The following is a 25,332-nucleotide window of genomic DNA, read 5'->3' as shown; positions in this document are numbered from 1 at the left end:
CGGCTTGCGGCACCCGTGGCGACACACCAGCCTTTCGGATCTCTACATGGGGACGGTCATGCCGCTCAACATCCGCAGCGAAGCGGTGAACCGACTCGCCGAGACACTGGCCTCGCGCGCCGGCGCGAGCAAGACCGAAGCGGTGCGGATCGCGCGGACGAACGAGTTGGCGCGCCAGGAGCCGCGGGTGCCGCTCGCCGAGCGGCTGAAGCCGTTGCTCGACGAGCTTGCAGCGATCCCGCGCACGGGCCTGGACGCCGACAAGGAGTTCTACGACAGCCTGAACGACGAGTGATGTTCGTCGATGCGTCCGCAATGGTCGCGATCCTGTCGGACGAGCCGGGGGCCGGCGACCTGGTTCGCTGCCACGACGGGTCCGAGATGCCGATCACATCAGCTTTGGCGGTGTTCGAGACGGCCACAGCCCTCACGCGGAAGCTCGCCCAGGATCTGGCAGCCTCGGTATCGCAGATCCTGCGCTTTCTTATTGCGAGCGGTATCCAAATCGTCCCGATCGGCGCGCCAGAAAGCCGCGAGGCCCTGACCGCCCATGCCCGCTTCGGCAAGGGCCGCCACCCCGCCCGGCCGAACCTCGGCGACGGCTTCGCCGATGCCTGCGCGCAGGTCCACGGCGTGCCGCCGCTGTTCGTCGGCGACGACTTTCGGCAGCAGGATATCCGCTCCGCCCTGGCCCGATGAGGCCTCAGCCGGCGTGGAACTCCGCCACGTGCTGCGCCACGATCGCGTCGAAGGAGGCGTCCGCCCGGAAGCCGAGCGCCAGGGCCGCCTCCGGCTCGAACGCCTCAGGCCAGGAGGAGACGATCCGGGCGATGGTCGCGTCCGGCTCGCGCCGGATCAGCGCCACGGCCTTGTCGCCGGCCACCCGCCGCAGGGCCTCGATCTCCTCGGCCACGGTCGCGGAGACGCCCGGCATGGTCAGGCTGATCCGCGAGCCGATCGCCGCGCGGTCGAGCCCCGCCGCATGGACCAGGAAGCCGACCGCGGCGGCGGGGCTGGCGAACCAGTGCCGCACCGTCTCGGGGACCGGCAGCACCGCCTCCTGGCCGGCCAGCGGCTCGCGGATGATCCCGGAGAAGAAGCCCGAGGCCGCCTTGTTGGGCTTGCCCGGGCGCACGCAGATGGTCGGCAGCCGCAACCCGATCCCGTCCAGGAAGCCGCGCCGGGCGTAGTCGGCGAGCATCAGCTCGCCCATGGCCTTCTGGACCCCGTACGAGGAGGCCGGACGCAGGATGTAATCGTCCGGGATCACCTTCGGGAAGGGCGGCCCGAACACCGCGAGCGACGAGGTGAAGACCAGCTTCGGCCGGTAGCCGTCGGCGGCGTTGGCCCGGCGGATCGCGTCGAGCAGCAGCCGCGTCCCGTCCAGGTTGACCCGGTAGCCGAGCTCCAGGTTCGCCTCGGCCTCGCCCGAGACCACCGCGGCGAGGTGGAAGATCACCTCCGGACGCTCGGCGATGGCGGATTCGGCGGCGCCCGGGGCGGTGAGGTCCGCGGCCTCGGCCTTCACCGGCCCGGAGAAGCCCGCGGGCGCCGTGGGCGGCACCACGTCGAGCAGGGTAAGGGCGGTGAGCGGCGCGCCGCCTACCGTGCCGTCCGCGACCAAGGCATCGACAAGGCGGCGGCCGATCATGCCGGCGGCACCGAGAATCAGGGCGTGCATGGGTAACCTCCTGCTCCAGGGCAAAGCCCTAGATTTTTAGTGACGCATCATCGTTGTTCGAAAGCCGGCGCCACCGCTCTCGGGATGATGCTTGGTGGTTTGCCGCGTCAGGCCATCATGTCCAGGGCGCGCCCGAACAAGTCGGGCCCGCCGAAATTGCCGGATTTCAGGGCGAGCAGCATCGGCTCCGGCCGGCCGGCGGTACGCAGGATCGGCACGCCCGCGGCGATCTCGGGTCCGACCAGGAACGCCCGGAGACCGAGCCGGTCGACCACGGCGCCCGAAGTCTCGCCCCCCGCCACCACGAGCCGGCGCACGCCGCGGGCGACCAGCCCCTCGGCGATGGCGGCCAGCGCCGCCTCGATGGCGTGACCGGTCGCGTCGATCCCGTGCTCGGCCTGGAGGGCACGCACCGCCTCGGGGGTCGCCGAGGAGGCGATCAGCACCGGGCCGGCGGCCAGGCGTTCTTCAGCGAAGGCAAGGGCCTCGCCGACCACGCGCGCCACCGCATCGGCGCCGCCGAGCAGGGCCGCCGTGTCGAGGCGCAGCACCGGCATCAAAGCCTCCGCGGCGGCGATCTGCTGGAGGGTCGCCTGGGAGCAGCTGCCGGCGAGGCACGCCGCGGCCCCGCCCACCGGTTCGCCGAGAGCGCCGCCGGCCGCGTCCGGGTTGCCGCGCCTGTCGGCCACGAGGGCGCGGGCGAGCCCCAACCCGAGCCCCGAGGCGCCCACCGAGAACCGTTTAGCGAGGATCGCCCGGCCGAGCGTTTCGAGGTCTTTGTCGAAGATTGCGTCCGCGATGGCCGCCTGCTTGCCCTCCGACGCCAGGGCGTCGAGCCGGGCCGCCACGGCCTCGGCGCCGCGGGCCACCGTGGCGGTGTCGACGAGGCCAACCGGGCCCGCGCTTTGTCGCGCCAGCACGCGCACAAGGTTGGCATCGCGCATGGGGTTGAGCGGATGATCCTTCAGCGGGCTCTCGTTCAGGGGCACGGAGCCGACGAACAGGTTGCCCTGGTAGACGCTCCGCCCCGTCTCCGGGAAAGCCGGGGTGACCAGGGCGATCGGCTCCCCGGCATCCGTCCGCAGGGCATCCATGACCGGACCGATGTTGCCGGCCTCCGTCGAATCGAAGGTCGAGCAGACCTTGAACATGACGTGGGCGGCGCCCCGGGCGCGCAGCCAGCCGTCCGCCTCGCGGGAGCGCGCCACGGCCTCGCCGGCCGGGATCGAGCGGCTCTTGAGCGCCACCACCACCGCGTCGGCCTCCGGCAGGGCACGGTCGTCCGTCGGCACGCCGATGGTCTGGATCGTGCGCAGGCCCGCCTTGGTCAGGGTGTTGGCGAGGTCCGAGGCGCCCGTGTAGTCGTCGGCGACGCATCCCAGTGCAAGGCTCATCGGGCACTCCCTTTGTAGGCGGCGAGCCAGCCGAGGCCGGCCACGGTGTCGCCGGCCGGGATGTACTCGCAGCCGACGAAGCCGGCGTAGCCGAGCCGGTCCAGCTCGTCGAACAGGAACGCGTCGTTCATCTCGCCGGTGCCGGGTTCGTGACGCTCGGGCACGCTCGCGGTCTGGACATGGCCGACGATCGGCATCAGCGCGCGCAGCCGCATGGTCACGTCCCCGTGCAGGATCTGGCAATGGTAGAGGTCGAACTGCAGCTTGAGGTTCGGCAGAGCCAGCGCGCGGATCAGGTCCGCGGCCCGGCCGAAATCGTTCAGGAAGTAGCCCGGCATGTTGCGGCCGTTGATCGGCTCGAGCACGAGGTCGAGGCCGGCCGCGCCCAGGCGCTCCGCCGTCCAGGCCACCGCCCGGCGATAGGCCTCCGCGGCGCGCGGATCGTTCGGGTCGGCCAAGCCCGCCATCAGGTGCAGCTGGGCGACGCCGGTCGCCTCGGCGTAGCGGAGCGCCGTGTCGACGCCGGCCCTCAGTTCATCGAAGCGCTCGGGAAACGCCGCCACGCCGCGCTCGCCCTTGGCGAAATCGCCCGGCGGCAGGTTGAACAGCGCCTGGGTCAGGCCGTTCGCCCGAAGCCGCTCGGCGATGGCCGCGGGCGGGTGTTCGTAGGGAAACAGGAACTCGACGGCGTCGAACCCGGCATGGGCCGCCGCCTCGAAGCGATCGAGGAACGGCACCTCGTTGAACATCAGGCTGAGATTGGCGGCAAAGCGCGGCATTGTTCGGACTCCCTGCGCGATCCGGTCACTGCCGACCGGGAAGCTTGGCGCCCGAGACCTGCGCGTAGAGCCGCGCCACGGATGCGTCGTCGTCCCGGCCCATGCCGGATCCGGACGCCATCAGGAACATCTGGAGCGCCGCCGCGGCCACCGGAACCGGATATTTTTCGGCCCGGGCCATGTCCTGCACGATGCCGAGGTCCTTGACGAAGATGTCGACCGCGCTCTTCGGCGCGTAGTCGGCATCGAGGATGTGGGGCACCCGGTTCTCGAACATCCAGGAATTGCCGGCCGACTTGGTGATCACCTCGTAGACGCGGGCCAGATCGAGGCCCTGCTTGGCCGCGAAGGCCATCGCCTCGCAGGCGGCGGCGATGTGCACGCCGGCGAGCAGCTGGTTGATCATCTTGAAGGCCGCACCCTGGCCGGCCGCGTCGCCGAGTTCGTAGAGCGTGCCCGCCATGGCATTGAGGGCGGGGCGGGCCTTGGCGAAGGCCGCCGCCGAGCCCGAGGCCAGGAAGGTCAGGCCGCCATCCGCCGCGCGGGCGGCGCCGCCGCTCATCGGGGCGTCGAGATAATGGCGGCCGGTGGCCTCCAGCCGCGCCGCCAGTGCCCGGGCGACGGCCGGATCCATGGTCGCCGAGGACACGAACACGGCGCCTTCGGGCATCGCCGCGGCGGCGCCGGCCTCGCCGAACAGCACCGCCTCGGTCTGGGCGGCGTTGACGACCACGCTCACCACCACGTCGGCGCCCCGTGCCGCCTCGGCCGGATCGGCCGCGGCAGTGCCACCCGCATCCCGGAATCGGGCGACGGCCTCCGGGTTCACGTCGCAGGCGGACACGGAGAAGCCGGCGCGCAGGAGCGAGCCTGCCATGCCGGAGCCCATGGAGCCGAGGCCGATCACCGCGGCGCGGCCTGTCTGCGTGGTGTTGGCCATCGGGTTGGGTCCTGCTCTTGATGACGGGACAGGTGAGGCGGCAGCGCAGGGCGAAGCGCGCTCTCCTCCCCCGTGTGGAGAGGGGGGGGAAAGACCCTCAGCGGTTGACCATCCTGGCCGGGGTGACGAACACGCAGGCCGAGCCGACCACCAGCATCACCGCCAGCGCGTACATGCCGGCCGCGGTGCTGCCGGTGGCGTCGCGCAGCGCCCCGATCACGTAGGGGCTGACGAAGCCGGCGAGGTTCCCCACCGAGTTGATCAGCGCGATACCGGCAGCCGCGCCGGCGCCGCTCAGGAAGGCGGTGGGCAGGGACCAGAACAGGGGCGAGCAGGTCAGCACGCCGGCCGCCGCCACCGAAAGGGCCGCCACCGCGACCGTGGTCGAGCCCGCGCTCGCCGAGACCACGAAGCCGACGGCCCCGACCAGCGCCGGGACGATGAGATGCCAGCGGCGCTCGCGCATCCGGTCGGCGCTCAAGCCCAGCAGGACCATCACGACGGCCGCGCACAGGAACGGGATCGCGCTGATCAGGCCGATATTGAGGTTGCCCTGCACCCCGGACGCCTTGACGATGGTCGGCAGCCAGAAGGTCAGGCCGTACTGGCCGGTGACGAAGGCGAAGTAGATCAAGCTCATGAACCAGACGCGGCCGTTGCGGAACACGGTCGCGATCGAGTGCGGGCTGGATTCCTTGCCGTGATTGTCGGCGGCGATGTCCCGCGCCAGCACCTGCTTCTCGGTGTCGGTCAACCACTTGGCCTCGGACGGACGGTTGTCGAGGTAGAGGAACACGGCGACGCCGATCAGCACGGCCGGCACGGCCTCGATCAGGAACATCCATTGCCAGCCGGACAGGCCGTGGGCGCCGTTGAACGCGTCCATGATCCAGCCGGAGAGCGGGTTGCCGAAGATACCCGAGATCGGGATCGCCGCCATGAACACCGCGATCACCCTGGCGCGGCGATGGGCCGGGAACCACTGCGTCGTGTACAGGATCACGCCCGGGTAGAACCCGGCCTCGGCCAACCCGAGCAGGAAGCGCATCCCGTAGAAGGTCCATTCCGAGTTCACGAACACGAACGCGCCGGAGATCAACCCCCAGGTGATCATGATCCGGGCGATCCAGACCCGGGCACCGACCCGGTGCAGGATCACGTTCGATGGCACCTCGAACAGGAAGTAGCCCAGAAAGAAAATGCCGGCGCCGAGGCCGTAGACCGTCTCGGAGAACTTGAGCTCCTGGGACATCTGGAGCTTGGCGAAGCCGACATTCACCCGGTCCAGATACGCCACCACGTAGCAGAGCATCAGGAACGGCACGAGGCGCCAGAACACCTTCGCGTAGGTGCGGTCGGTAAAAGTCTTCTCGTCCGCGAGGGCCGCGCCCCGCAGCGGGGCGGCTTGAACCGACATCGGCGTACTCCCTGGTCCGCACCCCGCGGGAGGCGGACGGATAATAGTTTTCACCGCTCGTTCCGGCGGCGCTGACGGGGGCTGTAACGGTTTTTGGCAGCGCTGCCAATCCGGCTTGTGCGAAATAATGCAGGCCGCTATGGCGGGGCATAAGGCGCCGCCAAACGGGAGCCCTGCATCCAATCCACCCCCCATCCAGAGGTGCCGAAGCGCAGCGGAGGCCTCAGGATGAGGGCCCTGGGTGGGAGGCGAGGCGGAGACGCGAAAATGGCCGGGAGAAGCCGGGAGATGGATGCATTCCAGCCGCCGGGGCGGCTCGTGACGCTCACCGACGTCGCCCGGGCGGCGGGGGTCGGCGAGAGCACGGTCTCGCGGGTCCTGCGCAACCACGGCTCCTATTCGAAGCGGGCCGGGGAGCGGGTGGCCGAGGCCGTGGCCCGGCTCGGCTACGTGCCCAACCGCCTCGCCGGCAGCCTCGCCGGTCCCGGCGCGAGCGCACAGCTCGCCGGGGTGATCGTGCCGTCGCTCGCCAACGTGGTGTTCCCCGACCTGCTGCGCGGGCTGACCGGGGCGCTGGAGGCCGAGGGCATCCAGTGCGTGATCGGGGTGAGCGACTACGATCCCGACCGGGAGGAGGCGCTGGCCGCCGCGCTGCTGTCCTGGCGCCCGGCCGCGCTGTTGCTGACCGGGCTGGAGCACAATCCCGGGACCGTAGCCCTGGCGAAGGCCGGGGGCGTGCGCGTGGTCGAGATGATCGACACGGACGGGCCCGGGATCGACGCCGTGGTCGGCTTCTCCAACCGGGCGGTGGGGGCGGCGAGCGCCCGGCATCTCGCGCTCCGCGGGTATCGCCGCATCGCCTATCTCGGCCACGACCTTGCGGTCGACCTGAGGGCGGGCAAGCGACTGGCCGGGTTCGAGGCTGCCCTGGGCGAAGCGGGCTTGGCGCTCCAGGCCCGAGAAATCCGGCCGGGGCCGTCCTCGCCGGCCTCAGGGCGGGCCGGGCTGGAGACGCTGCTGGCGCGCCGTCCGGACCTCGACGCGGTCTACTTCTCCAACGACGACATGGCGCTCGGGGGCTACTTCGCTTGCCTGTCGGCAGGGCTGGCGGTGCCGGGGCGGATCGCCCTGTTCGGCTTCAACGGGCTCGACTTCACGGCGGCGATGCCCCAGCCCTTGTCGACGGTGCGCACCCCGCGCCTGGAGATCGGCCGGCAGGCGGCCATCTGCCTGATGGGTGAAAGTCCCAAAAGAATCGATCTCGGATTCGAGCTGATCGAGGGAGCGACCGCATGAGCGAGACGGCGTTGCGTGAACAAATCTGCCGCTACGGCCGCTCGCTGTTCGAGCGCGGCCTGACGCCGGGCTCCTCCGGCAACATCTCGCTGCGCCTGCCCGACGGCGGCTGGCTGGTGACGCCGACCAACGCGTCGCTGGGCTTCCTCGACCCCGCCCGGATCTCGCGGCTCGACCAGGATGGCCGGCTGATCTCGGGCGACAAGCCGACCAAGGAAATCCCGCTGCACACTGCGCTCTACGAGAGCCGGGGCGAGGCCAAGGCGATCGTGCACCTGCACTCCACCCACGCGGTGGCGGTCTCGATGCTGCCCGAGATCGACCCGCGCCAGGTGCTGCCGCCGCTGACGCCCTATTACCTGATGCGCACCGGGGGCACAGCGCTGGTACCGTATTATCGCCCCGGCGACCCCGCGGTGGCGGACGCGATCCGGGGGCTCGCCGGCCGGTACAGCTCGGTGCTGCTCGCAAATCACGGTCCGGTGGTGGCCGGCGACAGCCTGGAGGGCGCGGTGTTCGCCACCGAGGAGCTGGAGGAGACCGCCAAGCTTTATCTGTTACTTCGCAACCTCAACCCGCGGCAGTTGAGCCCGGGACAGGTGGCGGATCTCGTCACCCATTTCGGGCTGACCCTGCCGGAGGTGGACGACCATGCCGGGCACGATCATGGGTGACGGGACGGGGGCCGCGCGTCCCGTCGCCCCGCCTGCGGGGAGAAGGGGTGCTATCCCTCGATCTTCGAGAAATCCGCCACCGCGCGGGTCGCGGCGCGTAGCGCGTTGAGCAGCAGCAGGCGGTTCTCGCGCAAGCCCGGATCGGGCGCGTTGACGGTGACATCCTGGAAGAAGGCGTCGACCGGCGCGCGCAGGGTCGAGAGCGCCCGCATCGCGCCGGCGAAGTCCTCGTTCGCGATGGCGTGCGATGCCGTCGCGGCGGCGCCCGTCAGGGCCTCGGCGAGCGCCCGCTCGGCCGGCTCACCGGACGCGGCCAGCGCGGAATCGGGCGCGGCATCATAGGCGCGGCCGTCCTTTTTCTCCTCGATCCGCAGGATGTTCGAGGCGCGCTTGACCCCGGCCAGCAGGTTCTTGCCGTCCTCGGTCTCCAGGAAGGCCTGCAGGGCCTCGACCCGGCGCACCACCATCAGCAGGTCGTCCTGCCCGGGCAGCGCGAAGACCGCGTCGATCAGGTCGTGCCGGGCGCCCTGGTCGCGCAGGTAGACCTTGAGGCGGTCGGCGAAGAAGGCGAGAAGATCAATGCTGCTGATATCTGCAGTTCGTCCGCCCCAATCGATTAGACCACGACCATGCCCGAACGCATTGCCTCCAGGAGACGCTTTGGCACTTGCTGTCGCGTTTATAGACTTGCCAACCAGATCAGAATGCGCGTCGAAAATGTTAACGAGATTCAGGCGGAGCCCATTGAGGACATACCGAATCACACCCAACGCCGCTCTTCGCAGCGCATATGGGTCCTTGCTCCCCGTCGGCTTCTCGTCGATCGCCCAAAAGCCCACCAGCGTGTCGAGCTTGTCGGCCAGCGCCACGGCGATCGAGACCGGATCGCTCGGCACCCGGTCGGAGGGGCCGACCGGCTTGTAATGCTCCTCGATAGCCGCGCAGACGCTTCCGTGCTCGCCCTGGAGCGCCGCGTATTTGCCGCCCATCAGGCCCTGAAGCTCCGGGAACTCGCCGACCATCTCGGTGACGAGGTCGGCCTTGGCGAGGCGGGCAGCGCGCTCGGCGAGCGCCGGGGCGGCCCCGACCAGGGGCGCCAGCTCCTTCGCCAGAGCGGCGATACGGGCGATCCGCTCACCCTGCGTCCCGAGCTTTTCGTGGAAGACGATGCTGTCGAGCTTGGGCAGCCGGTCGTCCAGGCGGATCGCCTTGTCGGTCTCCCAGAAGAATTTTGCGTCCGACAGGCGCGCCCGCACCACGCGCTCGTTGCCGGCGGTGATCGCCAGCCCGCCATCCGAGGCCACCAGATTCGAGACCAGGATGAACGCGGGGGCCAGATCCTCCGAGCCGGATTTGCGCAGGACGAAGCACTTCTGGTTCGCCCGGATGGTCGCCCGGATCGCTTCGGCCGGGATGTCGAGGAAGGCGTCGTCGAAGGAGCCCATCAGCACCACGGGCCATTCCACCAGGCCGGACACCTCCTCCAGCAGGCCCTCGTCCTCCACGAGGTCGAGGCCGCGGGCGAAGGCAAGGTCGCGGGCATCGTGCAGGATCACGTCCTTGCGCCGGTCGGCGTCGAGGATGACCTTCGCGCGCTCCAGGGCCTGGATGTAGTCGTCGAACCGGCGCACCTCGATCGGTCCGGGCGCCAGGAAGCGATGGCCGTAGGTGACGGTCCCGGCCGCGATGCCACTGACGGCGAACGGCACCACCTCGGGGGTCTCGGTCTCCGGCCCGAAGGTCGCGACGATCGATTGCAGCGGCCGCACCCAGCGCAGGGCGCCGGATTGGGCGGAGGTTGCGCCCCAGCGCATCGCCTTCGGCCAGGGGAAGCTCCGGATGATCTCGGGCAGGAGCTCGGCCAGCACGTCCAGGGTCTCGCGGCCCGGGCGCTCGATCACCGCGAGGTAGAATTCCCCTTTCTTGGGGTCGGTGATTCGTTGGGCCTCGTCCAGGCTCGCAAGGCCGGCGCCCTTCAGGAAGCCTTGGACGGCGGCCTCGGGGGCGCCGACCCGCGGCCCGCGGCGCTCCTCGCGCACGGCCTCGCCGCGGGCGGGCAGGCCGGCGATGTGCAGGGCGAGGCGGCGCGGCGTCGAGAACGCCTTGGCGCCCTCGTACAGGAAGCCGCGCTCGACCAGCGCGTCGGTGACGAGTTTCTTCAGATCCTCCGCCGCGCGCCGCTGCATGCGGGCGGGGATCTCTTCCGAGCGGAGTTCGAGCAGGAGGTCGGGCATGGCGCGGCCATATCGCCGCGCCGCTGGCCTGTCGAGGGTCGAACGGCCGGGGCCGTCCTGAGAACCTCTCACAAATCTCCCGCTGCGCCGTCGCTGCCAGAGAAGAACTCCCGGTGATCGGGAGTTTCGTGAGAAGCTCTTATTGCGCCTCGCCCTTCAGGATGGTGGTGAGCTGCCACTTGCGATCGCCGATCGCGTGGGCATCCGACACCCGCCAGGCGCCGTCCTCGCGCACGAGGTCGAAGACGATGGATTTCGAGCCGTCCCCGCCCTTGCGCTCCACCGTGACCTTCGCCTGGTCCTTGCCCTCCGTGGCCTCCTTGAAGGTCAGGGCCTTCACGGTATCGGGCTTCAGGGGCTCGCCGTTCAGGCGGTAATCGAAGTCGAGGCTGCCGGTGGCGCCGTTGGCCTGCTTGGCGTCGGCGTCGAACAGGCCCTGCAGGCGCTTGGTGTAGACGGCCGAGTGATTCGGGCGCGGCTCCGCATAGAGCTTCTTGACCACAGCCTCCGGGCCGGGATCGGCCGCGAGCGCCGGGGCGAGACCGAACGCGAGGACGCCGAGGGCGAGGAGGGTCTTTTTCATCATGGGATTCCCGCGTCTGCGGACGCGCCGAAACGCGCCGATTGGCGGGGGTTGCAACGCGCGAGGGCTCAAGGGGCTCCACCGGCCGCCGTCTTGAGCCACGCCGCGCCGCAGGCCTTGGCGAGTTCCCGCACCCGCAGGATGTAGCTCTGGCGCTCGGTGACCGAGATGACCCCGCGGGCGTCGAGCAGGTTGAAGACGTGGCTCGCCTTGATGCACTGGTCGTAGGCCGGTTGCGCCATGCGGTGGCGCTCGGTCTCGGCGGCGGGCGCGCCGGCGTCGAGATAGGACCGGCAGGCGGCCTCCGCGTCGGTGAACTGGCGGAACAGCATCGCGGTGTCGGCCGCCTCGAAGTTGTGCCGGGAATATTCCTGCTCGGCCTGCAGGAACACGTCGCCGTAGGTGATCCGGTCCGCGCCCTCGGCGCCGTTGAAGTCGAGGTCGTAGACGTTCTCGACACCCTGGACGTACATGGCGAGCCGCTCGAGGCCGTAGGTCAGCTCGCCGGCCACGGGCGCGCATTCGAAGCCCGCCACCTGCTGGAAGTAGGTGAACTGGCTGACCTCCATCCCGTCGCACCAGCATTCCCAGCCGAGGCCCCAGGCGCCGAGCGTCGGGCTCTCCCAATCGTCCTCGACGAAGCGGATATCGTGGAGCTTCAGGTCGACCCCGATCGCGTCGAGGGAGGCGAGGTAGAGTTCCTGGAGGTTGGGCGGGTTCGGCTTCAGGATCACCTGGAACTGGTAATAATGCTGGAGCCGGTTGGGATTCTCGCCGTAGCGGCCGTCCTTGGGCCGGCGCGACGGCTGGACATAGGCGGCCTTCCAGGGCTTCGGGCCGAGCGCGCGCAGCGTCGTCGCCGGATGGAACGTGCCGGCGCCGACCTCCATGTCGTAAGGCTGGAGGATCACGCAGCCCTGCGCGGCCCAGAACTCCTGCAGCGTCAGGATCAGCCCCTGGAACGATTTCTTTTGGGACATGGGCGGAGACGGCTCGGCGATGCGGGTCTGGGGGTCGGCGGGCCGGTTTAGGTGCGGGCGGCGGGGGGTGCAAGACGAAGGGCCAGCGGGGCGGGCGCGGTTGCGCTTGCGCCCGGGGTACGGAGGGTGGTCAGCTCTCCCCCTGTGCCATGCGGGAGACGCGGACCATGACCCTCGAACCGGAGACCATCGCCATCCGTCCGATCGCCCCGGAGGATCGGGCGGCGTGGCTGCCGCTCTGGCGGGGCTACCAGGCCTTCTACAAGGTCGAGATCGCCGAGGCCGTCACGGACTGCACCTGGGCCCGTCTCAACGACCCGGCCGAACCGGTCGACGGCGCCCTGGCCTGGCGGGGCGCCGAGGCGGTCGGGCTGGTCCACCACATCCGCCACCGCTCGGCCTGGACGATCGGCGATTACTGCTACCTGCAGGACCTGTTCGTGGCGGACACAGTTCGTGGCGCGGGAATCGGCCGTCGGCTGATCACGCATGTCTACGCGGCCGCAAAAGCCGCCGGCTGCTCACGCGTCCATTGGTTGACCCATGAGACCAATAGCGACGCGATGCTGCTCTACGACCGGATCGCGGAGCGGTCGGGCTTCGTGCAGTACCGTAGGATCGTCTGAATCCTTCGCACGGGCGCCCCGGTTGTGTGGCGAAGCACGCAAGCGGGGCCGTTTTCTCGGCATAGCGGGAACCGTCAAGTTCGCGGCCAAGTTATCGCCGCAAACAGGGGATTTCGGCACCTCAGCGCTGCCGAATACGACGGACCACCAGTCATGCATCAGGCTCGCACGCGTCACGATTTCGGCCGCAAGAACTTTGCCGTCTTGGCCGCGCTCGCCGTCTCGGCGATGGTTGCCACCCCGTTCGTGATGAGCGCCAGCCGCGCGCTGGCGACCCCTGAGGAGCCGACCGTCACGGCGAGCCTGCGGGTGGAGCCGGTGGAGGTCTCCCCCGTGGCGGCGCCCAAGGAGGCCGCCCCCTGCCTGCGCAAGGTGCGGGTCGTCTACAGCGGCTACAGCAACCCGGCCGACGCCTGCACCACCCGCTAAGGCATCGTTCCGAAAGGCGGCCGCCGGCTTTCGGAAAAAAACGTTGCGGATCAAGATGCCAGCGCAACGTGCTGGTTCCGACATCCGGCAGGATGCGCGAACGCTTAGCCTCGAGATCCCCGACGCTCCGCTCGGAGTTCGGGCTTAGACGGCGCCGTGCGCCGGCGCCTCGCCGGCCAGGCGCTTCAGGTGGAGTTCCTCCAGGTCGATCTCCCCTTCCAGGGCCCGCAACACCGAGCTGTGGATGCGGTTCTCCCGGTGCAGGGCGATCAGCGCCGAGCGCCCGGACCGCACCGCGAGCAGCGCGGCGGCGAAATGCTCGGTCTTCTCGGCGGCCAGCGCCCCACGCTCGTCGCGGTCCCGGGACGATGCCCGCACCCGGCGACGGTACTCCTCGACCAGGCGCGGATGCTGCAGCGCGCCGGACCCGGGCGCCACCAGCCGCTGTAGGGCACCGAGCCCGGCCTCGTTCATCACCACCCGGGCCATCGCGGCGTCGAGATGGCCCTCCGGGAGGCTCTGGCGCGGGTCGAGGCGTAGCCACCGGATCAGCGGACCAAGCGTCGTGCCCTGGATCAGGACCGTGAACAGGATCACCGCGAAGGCCGCCACCAGGATCGCGTCACGGCCCGGAAAGTCCACCGGCAGTGCCAGGGCAGCGGCCAGGGTCACCACCCCGCGCATGCCGGCCCAGCCGATGATCAGCGGCACCCGCGGGTCCGGGCGGGGCTCCTGGGCGCGAACCCGGGCCGACAGGGTCCGCCGCAGGTAGACGGCGGGGAACACCCACAGCAGCCGCGCGGTCACGCATGCGACCGTGACGGTGACCGCCAGCGGCAGACCGGTGGCGAGCGCGCCGAGGTCGCCACCGGACCGGGCCAGCACGCCGCGCAGGGCCAGCCCGATCAGCACGAAGACCAGGGCCTCCAGCACGAAGACCACGAATTCCCACACCGACACGGCGTGACGCCGGACATGAGCATCGAAGGTCTCGTGCTCGCGCCCGCCCATCATCAGCCCGCACGCGACCACGGCGAGCACCCCGGAGGCGTGGACCTCCTCGGCGGCGAGGTAGGCGGCGTAGGAAGCCAGAAAACTCAGTACCGCCACGGCGTTGGCGTCGTGCAGGCGCCGCACCAGCGCGTTCACCGCCAGGCCGCAGGCGAGCCCGACCGCGACGCCCGCCACCGCCAGCCAGGCGAAGCTGCCCGCAGCCGCCCAGACGCTGAAGCTGCCGGTCAGCGCCGCCGCAACGGCGAACCGGTAGAGCACGAGGCCGGACGCGTCGTTGACGAGGCTCTCGCCCTCCAGGACCGTGACCATCCGGCGGGGCAGGGCGACCCGGGCCAGCACCGCCTTGGCGGCGACCGCGTCCGGCGGCGACACGATGGCGCCGAGCGCGAAGCAGGCGGCCCAGGGCAGGGCCGGCACCACCGCGTGGGCGACGAGCCCGACCACCAGGGTGGTGAACAGCACCGCCCCGAGCGAGAGCGACAGGATCGCGCCGAGGCTCGCGCGGAAGTCGCGCCAGACGGTGAAATAGGCCGATTCGAGCAGCAGCGGCGGCAGGAACAGGACCATGATCAGGTCCGGATCGAGATCGAAGGCCGGCAGGCCCGGCGCCACCGCCAGCGCCATGCCGCCCAGCACCAGGGCGGCGGCCGGGGGAAACCCGAGCCGTCCGGCTGCGAGCGACAGCAGAAGGGCCGCCCCGAGGAGCGCGAGAATCAATTCGAACAGGGCAACGGGCGTCATCACCCGCCCATAGCGTAGTCTTCACGAAAACGTCAGGGTTTCAAAAGGTCCGAGACCTGTTGTGGGTATAGAGCAAAGCCTTGCAGGTCCCGGGGCTCCGCCACCGCCCCCCCAAAGGGCTTACCCGTTGAAATCCCTCGTCAAAGCGCCCCTTTCCGCACAGCGCCCGGGTCGGCCAGCGCGTGGAGGATGCGGGCGGCGCTGTGGGCGAAGCGGAGGGTGACGGCCTTGCGGCGGGGGCCGCTGAGCGGGTGCTCCGGGGCTTCCCGCAGGATGCCGGCGCCGTAGGCGTCGGCGACGATCAGGCCACATGCCTCCGGGATCAGCGATTCCGGCACGTCCTCGGGGATCGCGAAGAAGAACCGGTCGCAGAAGTCCCTGTAATCAGGCCACTTTCTGTCGGCGCGGAAATCCGCGACGCTCGACTTGATCTCCACGATGGTGAGCCGGCCGGCGCCGCACAGGGCAATCACGTCGGCGCGGCGGCCGTTGACCAGGGAGAATTCCGGCAGGGTGACGCAGCCCATCTCGGAGAACAGGCGGCGCACGCCGCGCTGGATCCGCAGGGCGGTCGGCGATTGCCGTCTGTCGGGGGGCAGGATCACGTCGCCCGCCGGGAGCGCGGGGAGGCCGAGGGAAGCGGACATGCGGTTGCGGGATGCGCCTGTGTCGAATCGGGACATCCTGCCGAACCGCGACCGATCCGTCACCTGCGGCGCGGCATCGCCCCCGCCACCCGGAATGAACATCCACTTGAATTCAGAGGCTTAAGCCAGGAAGGCCTGGATCGCAGCGAACCCGTCGGTGAGCGCGGCGGGGCCCGGCTGGAGGATCAGCGGGGCCTTGATCTCGTGGATCCGGCCGATCTGCACCGCCGGGATCGCGTCCCAGCCGGGGCGGGCGCGGATGCGGTCGACGTTGACCTTCTTGCCGCACCAGGAGGCCAGGATCACGTCGGGGGCGGCGGCGATCACTTGGTCGGCGGTGACGATCCGGTCCTTCGCGGCCGGCTGCCGGCTGAGTTCGGGGAACACATCCTGGCCGCCGGCGAAGCCGATTAATTCGGAGATCCAGCCGATTCCGGAGATCATCGGCGCGTCCCACTCTTCGAAGTAAACGCGAAGTCTGGGCCGGGTCGGGGCCTGTGCGGCGGCGGAATGCAGGGATTCTTCGAAGAACCGTGCGAGCGCGTCGGCCCGCTCCGGGACCCCGACCAGAGCCCCCAGGGTGCGGACCATAGCGAGGCAGCCCGCCACATCCCTCTGGTTGAACAGGTGTACGGCGATACCCGCGCGGGCGAGATCGGCGGCGATGTCGGCCTGGAGGTCGGAGAACGCCAGGACGAGGTCCGGCGCCAGGGCCAGGATCTTTGGGATGTCGGCGCTGGTGAAGGCCGAGACCCGGAGCTTCTCCCGCCGGACCCGGGGCGGGCGCACCGCGTAGCCCGAGACGCCGACGATCCGGTCCTCCTCACCCAGAAGGTACAAGGTCTCGACGGTCTCCTCGGTGAGGCAGACGATGCGCTCCGGCGGGAAGCGGCGCATCAGCGGGCCGACCGGATCATCGGTCGAGCCAGGCGAGCAGCCCGGCCCCGGGGGCGAGCAGCACGAAGGCCCAGACCAGCGCCGAGCCGACATTGGCCAGCTGGAACGGCAGCCGCGCCAGCCCGAGGGTGCCGGCGAGCAGCGGCACCAGGGCCCGGGCCGGCCCGAAGAAGCGCCCCAGCGCCACCGCGGCGATGCCCCAGCGGCCGATGAAGCGTTCCGCCTTGGCGACGAGGTCGGGGTAGCGCCGCAACGGCCACTTGGTGCGGGCGCCCGGCCCGACCCAGCGCCCGGCCTCGTAGGAGAGCCAATCCCCCAGCGCGGCCCCCAGGGCGGCGGCGCCGATCACCGGCCAGAGCGGGATGTCGGCCCCCCCGACCAGGGCGCCGATGCCGATCAGGATCACGGTGGCCGGCACGAACAGCGACAGGATCGCGATCGACTCGCAGAAGGCGAGCCCCCCGGCGATCAGCGGCGTCCAGACCTTGTGCGCCTCGACGAAGGCGAGGGTGGAGGTCCGCAGGGCTTCGATGTCCATCGGGCTCGGGGGGCGGCGGGGGGATCGGACCCATCTGAGGCGGGAGGGGGCCGGGGACAAGGGTTTTGGGTGATTGAACTAGGCTTGGGAGTAGGGGCGGGAGCACCAGCCTATGAACCTGACATATTGATTGATCGCCCTTTGCGATTGTTCTTGCTACCGACGGCAAATCCAGAGCCGGCATTGCAGGGGTCGGTAATCCGCCAGTTTGTTCATCCTTTGTTCGCGTGCTATAGATAGCTCCATAAGGAGCCTGCAGCAGTTTTATCACAGCGGTTAAGCTTCCTGCTGAATCCGGCCATGTCATGGATGGACAACTTAAACGCGATTTGCACTCTTCGCTGTCTGTGAAGGAGGGGTACAAATGGCTCAAGCCGAGGACGTGCCGATGAGCCGGCAAGAGTTCTTAGTTGCTTACGATGGCCCCTCTCGTGCGGACGACCACTCTATTGATGTCCGGAACTTGGCGCCAGCGCTGCTGGCTTTTGGCCGACTGCTGCGCGAGGCTAATACAGAGTTTGATGGCAAAAAATCCACAACTAAAGTTTTAGTTGTCTCAGATTCCGGGCACAAATGCTTTAACATAAATATTGAACCGATCAATGGTTTTTACGATCAAATCAAGCAATTTCTCGGCCTGGATCAAGTAAAAATCGCGAAAGAAATATTTGTATAGATCGGCCTTCCGAAAGGTCCGCTATATGGAGTTGGGCTTGCAACAGGCTAAATAAATTTTTTGAAATATCTCGAGCGGAAAAAGGCCAAGATATTATAGAATAAAGAGTCGGATCCGACCCGCGCGGAATTATAAAAGTCACAATAAAAGGCAATGACAATAGGGTTTGCCTGACACCAGAAATATATAGCCTGTCAAAAGATCCAAAGACGCTTCAAGCAACTCAGGATGCTTTTTTGCCACTGGGGCATGATGGCTTTGAAACAATGCGTGTTTCTGGGAATCAAGAGGATACGCCGGAAAATTTTACACCCGAAGAGGTTGCCAATATCGCCGCATCTTGTGTGAAGGGCATAGAAGAAAGCAAATAGGTCAACGAGCCAGACGTTGAAGAAACACCCGCATGGCTAAGCGTTTATTCGCCGGTATACGATGCAAGCGCAATAAACTGGCGGTTTCGCCTTGGGCTGGAAACCATACACGCAGACATTATTGCGACAACAATTGCACAAGATACACTGGAAAGAGGCGGCGCACTATCAGAGGATGCGTACCAAGTTGTGTTGGAAATAATCACGCCTTATGACTCCGACAGTAACGCCAAACAACCAACTTACAAAATTAAAAAGGTCATGCGCTTCGTTCCCGATCGCCCTCCGAAGCAAACGGATTTATTTAATCCCGATGGCGCCTTATAAGATACGGACAAACTAATTTTACAAAATTACCGCTAGATATGCAGGCTCTTTTTAAACCAAGATCTAGGACAATATCGCCCGCAGCGGCGGTTCTCCCCCGCGATCCGAGAATTACCGGCGTTGAACACCCTGTCGATCTAGTCCGACGTCGACTACGGCCCGATTGGCAACGCGGCTTCGATGGTCCCGATGCAGCGGCGCGGGGTCGAGGTCGGGCCGGTCCACACCGTCCCATTCTCAAACCATCTCGACTGACGCCCCGTCTTCGACGCGGAAACAATCCGCGCCACGGTCCGGGGCATCGGCGGGCGCAGACGGGTCGGCACCGGGCGCGCCGTGCTGGCGGCCTCTCGGGGCTCGGCCCCAACCGCGCAGGACGCCCCCGACCCGGCCCCGCTGCGCAGACCGACTTCGGAACGGAACAGTCGCGCTCCGCATTGCTGGCTCCGCATTCGGGAGCCTGCCGTGAGACCCACCCTTCTCGTCCTCCTCGGGCTGTCGCTCCTGGCCGTCCCGCAGCATGTCCGGGCGCAGGCCGTCGCCGGTGAGGCGTATACCACCCTGGAGGCGGACGAGCCCCGCCCGGGGCCGCCGCCGCCGCTGCCGGACCTGTCCGATCCGAACGGCCGGGCGGGCGAGGCGCTCAACGAGCCGGGCGAGCGCTCCGGCATCCCCAAGGCGCTGCGGGCGTCGGGCTCCAAGGCTGGCGGCCCGGCCAACGACCTCAACCCGAGCGGGCAGGCGGAGGCGCCGGCGCCGCCCAAGGGCGATCTCGGCAAGGTCGCGGCCGGCGAGGACCTGTTCCACGGCAATTATTGCGGCACGGGCCAGCGCGGCGAGGGCCTGCCCCCGATCGACGCCCTCGATGCCGCCTGCATGCGCCACGACGCCTGCTACGACGCCGCCGGCTACAGCTCCTGCGCCTGCGACGCTACGCTGAAGCGGGAGGCCGCGTCCGTCTCGGACGCGCCGGGCGCCTCGCTGGAGACGCGGCGCCGGGCGCTGAGCGTCACGCAGGCGACGGTGGCCATGCGCTGCCGCGCGCCCTGATCCGCTCCCGCCGTCCAGCCGAGCGGGACGCGGTCCGGCCCGCCTGCCGGCCGCGGGGGCCGAACCCGAGGCGGGCCGGCCGTCCGAACCGCGCCGCTCGCGGCGTGCCCCCCGCGCTTGCGCCCGCGCGCCGGATCGCCGACAGCAGCGGCTCTCCTCACGGCACCGGGAATCACCCGCGTTGAACGTCCTGTCGATCCAGTCCCACGTCGCCTACGGGCATGTCGGCAACGCGTCGGCGGTGTTCCCGATGCAGCGGCTCGGGGTCGAAGTCTGGCCGGTGCACACGGTGCAGTTCTCCAACCACACCGGCTACGGGGCGTGGCGCGGCCCGATCTTCGAGGCGGACATGATCCGCGACGTGGTGCGGGGCATCGGCGAGCGCGGGGTGTTTCCCGGCTGCGACGCGGTGCTGTCGGGCTACATGGGCTCGGCCGCGATCGGGGCGGCGATCCTGGAGGCGGTGGCCTCCGTGCGGGCCGCGAACCCGCAGGCCCTCTATTGCTGCGACCCGGTGATCGGCGACGTCGCGGAGGGCGTCTACGTGCGGCCCGGGATCGAGGCGTTCCTGCGTGACCACGCCGTGCCGGCGGCCGACATCCTCACCCCCAACCAGTTCGAGCTCGACCGGCTCACCGACCTGCCGAGCCGGACCCTGCCGGAGGCGGCGGCCGCGATCGCGGCGCTCCAGGCCCGGGGCCCCCGGGTGGTGCTGGTCACCTCGGCGCTCTGCGCCGACACGCCGCCCGACCGGATCGACCTGCTGGCCGGGGCGGAGGGCCGGGTGTTCCGGGTCCGCACCCCGCGCCTCGCCATCGCGGTGAACGGCGCTGGCGACTGCATCGCGGCCCTGTTCCTGGTCCACTACGCCCGCACCGGCTCGGCCGCCACGGCTTTGGGCGCGGCCGCCGCCTCGGTCTACGGCCTCCTGAAGCGCACCGCGGCGGCGGGCTCCCGGGAGATCCTCACCGTGGCCGCGCAGGCGGAATACGTGACCCCGACCGAGACCTTTTTGGTCGAGGCGGTGTAGGGGCCGGATCGCGCACGCCCTCAATCCACGCCCTCCCGCACGATGGTCGGTTCGTGCGTCACCGCAAAGTTCACCGAGCGGGCGATGAAGCATTGCGCGTGCGCCCGGTGGTGCAGCGCCAGGGCGGCGGCGGCGTCCGATTCCGCCGTGACGGTCACGCGCGGGCGCAGGGTGACCGTGGTGAACTGGCCCGCGCCGCCGGGCTCCTCGGTCATGCGGCCCTCGGCGGTGTCGGCGTAGGCCGTCACCACGATCCCGGCCTGCGCGCACAGGCCGAGATACCAGAGCTTGTGGCAGGCCGAGAGCGAGGCCACCAGCAGGTCCTCCGGGTTCCAGCGCGCCGGGTCGCCCCGGAAGGCCGGGTCGGACGAGCCGGCGATCACCGGCTTGCCCGGGGAGGCGGCCTCGAAGGCGCGGTCGTAGCCGCGATAGGTCCGGGTGCCGGCCCCGGTGTTGCCGGTCCAGGTCACCGTGACCGCGTAGGCGTGCTCCGTGTCGGGCATGGCTCCCTCCCGTCTCCGCGGCCTGGGAAGCGGTGCCGCACTGGGCTAGGCTCTGGGACCGCGCCGCCCGGATCGAGTCGGGCGTTCGCACAGCCTTAGCAAAGCGCGCCGCAGCCGCCAGCCGGTCGCGGGCGCCGCCCGGAGGACCGACACGATGGCGCGCCGCTTCGTCACCCTCGACGTGTTCACCGACCAAAAACTCGCCGGCAACCCGCTGGCCGTGGTGCGCGACGCCGAGGGGCTCGACACGGCCGCGATGCAGGCGATCGCGGCGGAGTTCAACCTGTCCGAGACGGTGTTCGTGCTGCCGCCCACCGACGCGCGGCAGCGGGCGCGTCTGCGGATCTTCACGCCGCGGCACGAGCTTCCGTTCGCCGGCCACCCGACCGTGGGGAGCGCCGTGCTGCTCGCGCTGGAGGACCCGTCCCGGGGCGATGCCCGGGCCTTCGGCCTGGAGGAGCGGATCGGGATCGTGCCCTGCGTGGTCGAGACGCTGTCCGACGGCAGCGGCGGCCGGGCACGGTTCAAGCTGCCGGCCCTGCCGGAATTTCTGGGCGCCGGCCCGGAGCCGGCGGTGCTCGCGCCGCTCCTCGGGCTCGAGCCCGGCGATCTCTGCACCGGCCGGCACGTCCCGAGCCGCCACGGGGTCGGGCCGACCTTCACCTGCGTGCCGGTGGCCACGGTGGCGGCGCTCGATTCCGCCCAGCCGGCGCGAGGACCGGAGGCGCAGGACGGGCTCTACCTCTACGCGCCAGACCCCGAGGGGACGGGCCAGAGCTGGCGGGTGCGGATGTTCGCGCCGCATCTCGGTATCGCGGAGGATCCCGCCACCGGCTCGGCGGCCGCCGCCTTCGCGGGGGTGCTGATGCAGTTCGAGACCCTGGGCGACGGCACCCACGACGTGGCGATCCAGCAGGGCGAGGCCATGGGCCGGCCGAGCGCCATCGCGCTCCAGCTCACGATCGCGGCCGGCGCCCTTCGCTCGGTGGAGATCGGCGGCTCGGCCGTGATCGTGTCGGACGGGACCTTGCGTGTCTGACGGCTTCCGGATCACCCGGCTCGCCGGGGTCACGGCGCGACTCGTCGCGCATGACTGGCCGTTCGCCCGGGACCACGAAGCGGAAATCGCCGAACACTGGCAGGCGCGGCGCGCCCGCAGCCCCGGGATGTTCGACGGCACCGTGTTGCTCGCCCGCGCCTGGTCGGTCGCGGACGGGATTGCCCGGGTCGACCTGTTTGCCGCCCGCTATTCCAGCTTCATCGCCTACCGGGACCAGGGCCGCACGGAAGCCGGCGTGGTCAACGCCTTCGCGGCGATCGTGCCCGGGAGCCTGGACGGTGGGGTGCTGCTCGGCGCGATGGGCACCCATACGGCCAATGCCGGCCAGCTCTACTTCCCGTGCGGCACGCCCGACCTCGACGACGTGCGGGGCGAGACCGTCGACCTCGCCGGCAGCGCCGCCCGGGAGCTTGCCGAGGAGACCGGCCTGGCGCTGCCGGCGGATGCCGCGACCGACTGGGTGCTGCTGGCCGGGGAGGGGCAGCTCGCCTTCCTGCGCCCGGTGCGGTTCCCGGAGACGGCCGACGCCCTGTGCGCCCGCATCGAGGCCCACCGCCGCCGGGAGGCGGAGCCGGAACTCGCCGGGATCCACGTGGCGCGCGCGGCCGACGGTCCGGAGGCGACTCGGATGCCGGGCTTCGTGCGGGCGTATCTGGCGGATGCTTTTGCGGTGTAGGCTGCCGGAGCCCGGCGGCAGGGAGGCTGAGGGCTGGTCATCGGACGAGGGCCGCTCCCACCCAGTCCCCTCATCCTGAGGTGCGAGCGCACCGAGCCTCGAAGGAGCCCTCCGGGGATCGCGCGGCCGGCTGGAGGGCTCCTTCGAAACCTCCGCTGCGCGAACGCACCTCACGAAGACCCGGTTGGGTGAGAGAGGCCCGCCGCAACGACACGTATCTTCTCTCGCGCGACGAAACCCGACACCGCCATCACCCGATGTGCCCGCAATACGGAGTGTCGTTTCCTTGTTCGCCGCAGGCGCTTCCATAGACTTGGCCGCTCCGCTGGACCCCTCGCGCACGCTGCGCCGGGCAACGAAACGGGCGACATGCGCATCCTCTCTGACGCCCCGAGAACGACCCGCCGGCACGCGGCCGCCTGGCTCGCCGCCGCCCTGATGCTGTCGGCGGCCGCCCCGTCCTGCGCGGCCGAGCCCGTGATGCTGCGGGTCGGCGACCAGAAGGGCGGCAACCGCGCGCTGCTGGAGATCTCCGGCTTCGGAAAAGACCTGCGCTACACGATCGCCTGGTCGGAATTCCCCGCCGCCGCGCCGATCCTGGAGGCGCTCAATGCCGGCGCCCTCGATGTCGGCTATACCGGCGACCTGTCGCTGCTCACGGCCTACGCGGCCGGCGCCCCGATCAAGGCGGTCGGCGGCACGAAATCGGACCCGCGGAGCCATGCGATCCTGGTCCGCCAGGATTCCCCGATCCGGTCGGCCGCCGACCTCGCGGGCAAGCGCCTGGCCGGCACCCGCGGCGGCTGGGGCCAGTTCCTGATCGACGCGACCCTGGAGAAGACGCGGATTAGGTTGGAGGACGCCACCTTCGCGCCGCTCAACCCCGTGGACGCCAAGGTCGCCCTGGTCGCCGGCTCGATCGATGCCTGGGCGGTCTGGGAGCCCTACGTCTCGTTCGCGACCCGCAAGGACAACGCCCGGGTGATCGCCGACGGCGCGGGCCTGACCCCGACCATCACGTTCATTGTCGCCTCCGACACCGCCATCGCCACCAAGCGGGCGGCCGTGCAGGACCTGCTGGACCGCCTGAACAGGGCCCGGCTGTGGTCGCTCGACCATCTCCCCGAATACGCCAAGAGCACCGCCGCCCTGACACGCCTGCCGGAGGATGTGCTGCTGGCGGCCTATGCGGCGCAGCGGACCAGCCCGATCAACATCGACGACGGCGTGGTCGCGGAGGTCCAGGAGGCGTCCGATCGCGCGACCCGCTACGGCATCCTGGCCAAGCGGCTCGACGTCGGCCGGGTGCTCGACCGCAGCATCACCGCGCCGGCTCCGAACGCGAACTAGTGTCCTGCGCCTGAAGTTTATGGCAAAGGTGCATTGTGAGGATCTGTGTCGAGCGTTCGCAGGCAGAAGCGCTTGACGCTAGCCAGGATGGCATCGGCCGACTTCACCCATCGGAATGGCTTCGGGTCAGCGTTCGTGGCCTCGATGAACGCGCGGATGTCGCGTTCAAGCTCCTCCACCGAACAGTGCACGCCACGTCGGATTGCCCGGTCCGTCAGCAGGCCGAACCACCGCTCAACTTGGTTGATCCACGAGGCGGAAGTCGGCGTGAAGTGCACGTGGTAGCGTGGGCGCTGGGTCAGCCAGTCGCGGATCAGCTTGGTCTTGTGCGTCGCCGAGTTGTCGAGCACCAAGTGCACGTCGAGGTCGGCCGGCACCGCCGCCTCGATCTCGTCCAGGAAGCGGCGGAACTCGCTGGCGCGGTGACGCGGATAGCACTGCCCGATCACCGTCCCGGCCTTCACGTCGAACGCGGCAAACAGGCTGGTGGTGCCGTGCCGGGCATAGTCGTGGGTGCGCCGCTCGGCCTGCCCGGGCCGTAGTGGCAACAGCGGCTGCGTGCGATCGAGCGCCTGCACCTGGGACTTCTCGTCCACGCAGAGAACCAGGGCGCGGGCGGGTGGGGCCAGATAGAGCCCGACGATGTCGCGCACCTTCTCGGCAAAGAGTGGGTCGGTCGAGAGCTTGAAGGTCTCGGACCGATGCGGCTGCAGGCCAAACGCTCGCCACACACGCCCGACCGTCGTGCCCGACACGCCGCTGGCCTTGGCCATGCTGCGCCGGCTCCAGTGGCTGGCGCCCGGCGGCCGCTCAGACAGCGTGCGGTCGATGAGTTCGGCGACCTGTTCGTCGCCGATCCGGCGCGGTGCCCCCGAGCGAGGCTCGTCCAGGAGCCCGTCCGTGCCCGCGCTGGCGAACCGTTCGCGCCACTTGCCGACTGTGTGCTTGCCGGTGGCCAACTCGGCCGCGATGCTCGTGTTGTTCAGCCCGTCGGCAGCCCGCAGCACGATCCTCGCGCGCAGGGCGAGCCCCTGGGCTGTCTTGCGGCGGCGAGCCCAGCTCTCAAGCTCGGCTCGTTCCTCGGCGCTGAGGTCGAGCGGGGTGAGCACGCGGTAGGCCATCAGCACCTCCCAACAGCCCCCCCACATTGTCACAAACTTCAGGCGCACGACACTAGGGCATCGTCCCAAAGGGTGGATTCCGGCTTTCGGAAAACGACGATGCGCAGCGAAAAACTCGCGCCGCGTGCCGGTTCCGATATGCGGCACGCGGCGCGAGAGGCGGGGCCCGCCGGCCCGAACCGCACCGCAAAAATTCGCCCGCCCCGGCGGGAGCTTCGCTGTTCCCGGGACGTTTGCGTTGCAGTCCGGGGTCACCGGCCGAGGCGTCCCGCGACGCGCGGCCGGCGTTCCGGGCTGC

The 25,332-nt window shown here is 69.7% G+C and carries 26 protein-coding genes; 12 read left to right on the top strand and 14 right to left on the bottom strand.

Going from position 1 to position 25,332, the window contains the following annotated elements; translation table 11 throughout:
* Window positions 1-46: 46 nt before the first annotated feature.
* Entirely contained in the window at window positions 47-295 is a 249-nt protein-coding gene (locus ACYQPG_RS20770) for a type II toxin-antitoxin system VapB family antitoxin (protein ID WP_461231656.1), read from the top strand.
* Window positions 295-699, top strand: a complete 405-nt coding sequence (locus ACYQPG_RS20765) for a type II toxin-antitoxin system VapC family toxin (RefSeq protein ID WP_461231655.1) — start codon at window positions 295-297, stop codon at window positions 697-699. The genes ACYQPG_RS20770 and ACYQPG_RS20765 overlap by 1 nt, the downstream gene beginning before the upstream one ends.
* Window positions 700-703: 4 nt before the next feature.
* Here the strand turns inward: ACYQPG_RS20765 and denD are convergent, their stop codons facing one another.
* The 5 genes from denD to ACYQPG_RS20740 form a co-directional block, all read right to left on the bottom strand.
* Window positions 704-1,681, bottom strand: coding sequence for a D-erythronate dehydrogenase (gene denD, locus ACYQPG_RS20760; RefSeq protein ID WP_461231654.1), 978 nt, complete (start codon window positions 1,679-1,681; stop codon window positions 704-706).
* Window positions 1,682-1,788: 107 nt separating this feature from the next.
* A complete protein-coding gene (gene otnK, locus ACYQPG_RS20755) occupies window positions 1,789-3,075 on the bottom strand; it encodes a 3-oxo-tetronate kinase (protein WP_461231653.1) in 1,287 nt (428 codons plus the stop codon).
* Entirely contained in the window at window positions 3,072-3,854 is a 783-nt protein-coding gene (gene otnI / locus ACYQPG_RS20750) for a 2-oxo-tetronate isomerase (protein ID WP_461231652.1), read from the bottom strand. Before otnI ends, otnK begins: the two co-directional genes overlap by 4 nt.
* Window positions 3,855-3,879: 25 nt before the next feature.
* Window positions 3,880-4,794: an L-threonate dehydrogenase gene (gene ltnD / locus ACYQPG_RS20745; protein WP_461231651.1), complete on the bottom strand. Its 915-nt coding sequence runs from the start codon at window positions 4,792-4,794 to the stop codon at window positions 3,880-3,882.
* Between the two features lie 97 nt (window positions 4,795-4,891).
* Window positions 4,892-6,211 carry an MFS transporter gene (locus tag ACYQPG_RS20740; RefSeq protein WP_147938415.1) on the bottom strand — a complete coding sequence of 440 codons (1,320 nt, stop codon included), beginning with the start codon at window positions 6,209-6,211 and terminating at the stop codon, window positions 4,892-4,894.
* 288 nt (window positions 6,212-6,499) lie between these two features.
* On the opposite strand from ACYQPG_RS20740, the gene ACYQPG_RS20735 reads away from it, so the two are divergent.
* Together ACYQPG_RS20735 and otnC are read left to right on the top strand one after the other, a co-directional pair.
* A complete protein-coding gene (locus ACYQPG_RS20735; RefSeq protein WP_147938414.1) occupies window positions 6,500-7,507 on the top strand; it encodes a LacI family DNA-binding transcriptional regulator in 1,008 nt (335 codons plus the stop codon).
* Window positions 7,504-8,181 (top strand): 3-oxo-tetronate 4-phosphate decarboxylase, encoded by a 678-nt coding sequence (gene otnC, locus ACYQPG_RS20730; RefSeq protein ID WP_147938413.1) that lies wholly within the window; start codon window positions 7,504-7,506, stop codon window positions 8,179-8,181. The genes ACYQPG_RS20735 and otnC overlap by 4 nt, the downstream gene beginning before the upstream one ends.
* 50 nt (window positions 8,182-8,231) lie before the next feature.
* Here the strand turns inward: otnC and glyS are convergent, their stop codons facing one another.
* From glyS to ACYQPG_RS20715, 3 genes are all read right to left on the bottom strand, one after another.
* Window positions 8,232-10,415, bottom strand: coding sequence for a glycine--tRNA ligase subunit beta (glyS, locus tag ACYQPG_RS20725; RefSeq protein ID WP_461231650.1), 2,184 nt, complete (start codon window positions 10,413-10,415; stop codon window positions 8,232-8,234).
* 139 nt (window positions 10,416-10,554) lie between these two features.
* Entirely contained in the window at window positions 10,555-10,998 is a 444-nt protein-coding gene (locus tag ACYQPG_RS20720) for a nuclear transport factor 2 family protein (protein WP_147908632.1), read from the bottom strand.
* A 68-nt stretch (window positions 10,999-11,066) separates the two neighbouring features.
* Window positions 11,067-11,978 carry a glycine--tRNA ligase subunit alpha gene (locus ACYQPG_RS20715; RefSeq protein ID WP_461231649.1) on the bottom strand — a complete coding sequence of 304 codons (912 nt, stop codon included), beginning with the start codon at window positions 11,976-11,978 and terminating at the stop codon, window positions 11,067-11,069.
* Window positions 11,979-12,145: 167 nt separating this feature from the next.
* Between ACYQPG_RS20715 and ACYQPG_RS20710 the strand changes: the two genes are divergently transcribed.
* A complete protein-coding gene (locus tag ACYQPG_RS20710) occupies window positions 12,146-12,604 on the top strand; it encodes a GNAT family N-acetyltransferase (RefSeq protein WP_461231648.1) in 459 nt (152 codons plus the stop codon).
* A gap of 153 nt (window positions 12,605-12,757) precedes the next feature.
* Window positions 12,758-13,033 carry a hypothetical protein gene (locus ACYQPG_RS20705; protein ID WP_147941834.1) on the top strand — a complete coding sequence of 92 codons (276 nt, stop codon included), beginning with the start codon at window positions 12,758-12,760 and terminating at the stop codon, window positions 13,031-13,033.
* Between the two features lie 144 nt (window positions 13,034-13,177).
* Here ACYQPG_RS20705 and ACYQPG_RS20700 read toward each other — a convergent pair whose 3' ends face one another.
* From ACYQPG_RS20700 to ACYQPG_RS20685, 4 genes are all read right to left on the bottom strand, one after another.
* A complete protein-coding gene (locus ACYQPG_RS20700; protein WP_461231647.1) occupies window positions 13,178-14,788 on the bottom strand; it encodes a Na+/H+ antiporter in 1,611 nt (536 codons plus the stop codon).
* Window positions 14,789-14,928: 140 nt separating this feature from the next.
* Window positions 14,929-15,435: an MmcB family DNA repair protein gene (locus tag ACYQPG_RS20695; protein WP_461231646.1), complete on the bottom strand. Its 507-nt coding sequence runs from the start codon at window positions 15,433-15,435 to the stop codon at window positions 14,929-14,931.
* Window positions 15,436-15,555: 120 nt separating this feature from the next.
* The gene (locus ACYQPG_RS20690) at window positions 15,556-16,332 is read right to left on the bottom strand and encodes a cobalamin-binding protein (RefSeq protein ID WP_461231645.1); all 777 of its coding nucleotides are present in this window, start codon (window positions 16,330-16,332) and stop codon (window positions 15,556-15,558) included.
* Window positions 16,333-16,348: 16 nt separating this feature from the next.
* The gene (locus ACYQPG_RS20685) at window positions 16,349-16,870 is read right to left on the bottom strand and encodes a DedA family protein (RefSeq protein ID WP_147910855.1); all 522 of its coding nucleotides are present in this window, start codon (window positions 16,868-16,870) and stop codon (window positions 16,349-16,351) included.
* A gap of 364 nt (window positions 16,871-17,234) precedes the next feature.
* Here ACYQPG_RS20685 and ACYQPG_RS20680 point away from each other — a divergent pair, with 364 nt between their 5' ends.
* From ACYQPG_RS20680 to pdxY, 3 genes are all read left to right on the top strand, one after another.
* Entirely contained in the window at window positions 17,235-17,546 is a 312-nt protein-coding gene (locus tag ACYQPG_RS20680; RefSeq protein WP_461231644.1) for a hypothetical protein, read from the top strand.
* A gap of 1,163 nt (window positions 17,547-18,709) precedes the next feature.
* Entirely contained in the window at window positions 18,710-19,294 is a 585-nt protein-coding gene (locus ACYQPG_RS20675; RefSeq protein WP_461231643.1) for a phospholipase A2 family protein, read from the top strand.
* Window positions 19,295-19,475: 181 nt separating this feature from the next.
* A complete protein-coding gene (gene pdxY / locus ACYQPG_RS20670; RefSeq protein ID WP_461231642.1) occupies window positions 19,476-20,324 on the top strand; it encodes a pyridoxal kinase PdxY in 849 nt (282 codons plus the stop codon).
* A 20-nt stretch (window positions 20,325-20,344) separates the two neighbouring features.
* Here pdxY and ACYQPG_RS20665 read toward each other — a convergent pair whose 3' ends face one another.
* Window positions 20,345-20,827, bottom strand: coding sequence for an OsmC family protein (locus ACYQPG_RS20665; RefSeq protein ID WP_461231641.1), 483 nt, complete (start codon window positions 20,825-20,827; stop codon window positions 20,345-20,347).
* 154 nt (window positions 20,828-20,981) lie between these two features.
* Between ACYQPG_RS20665 and ACYQPG_RS20660 the strand changes: the two genes are divergently transcribed.
* The 3 genes from ACYQPG_RS20660 to ACYQPG_RS20650 all read left to right on the top strand — a co-directional run bounded on the left by ACYQPG_RS20660 (window position 20,982) and on the right by ACYQPG_RS20650 (window position 23,913).
* Window positions 20,982-21,866 carry a PhzF family phenazine biosynthesis protein gene (locus ACYQPG_RS20660; RefSeq protein WP_461231640.1) on the top strand — a complete coding sequence of 295 codons (885 nt, stop codon included), beginning with the start codon at window positions 20,982-20,984 and terminating at the stop codon, window positions 21,864-21,866.
* Window positions 21,859-22,563 carry an NUDIX hydrolase gene (locus ACYQPG_RS20655; RefSeq protein ID WP_461231639.1) on the top strand — a complete coding sequence of 235 codons (705 nt, stop codon included), beginning with the start codon at window positions 21,859-21,861 and terminating at the stop codon, window positions 22,561-22,563. The genes ACYQPG_RS20660 and ACYQPG_RS20655 overlap by 8 nt, the downstream gene beginning before the upstream one ends.
* A 369-nt stretch (window positions 22,564-22,932) precedes the next feature.
* Window positions 22,933-23,913 (top strand): ABC transporter substrate-binding protein, encoded by a 981-nt coding sequence (locus tag ACYQPG_RS20650; protein WP_461231638.1) that lies wholly within the window; start codon window positions 22,933-22,935, stop codon window positions 23,911-23,913.
* Window positions 23,914-23,930: 17 nt separating this feature from the next.
* Here the strand turns inward: ACYQPG_RS20650 and ACYQPG_RS20645 are convergent, their stop codons facing one another.
* Window positions 23,931-25,034, bottom strand: a complete 1,104-nt coding sequence (locus ACYQPG_RS20645; protein ID WP_461231637.1) for an IS630 family transposase — start codon at window positions 25,032-25,034, stop codon at window positions 23,931-23,933.
* Window positions 25,035-25,332: the final 298 nt, after the last annotated feature.

Source organism: Methylobacterium sp. CM6246 (assembly GCF_054818005.1).
This window is presented reverse-complemented; position numbering and strand designations above follow the sequence as displayed.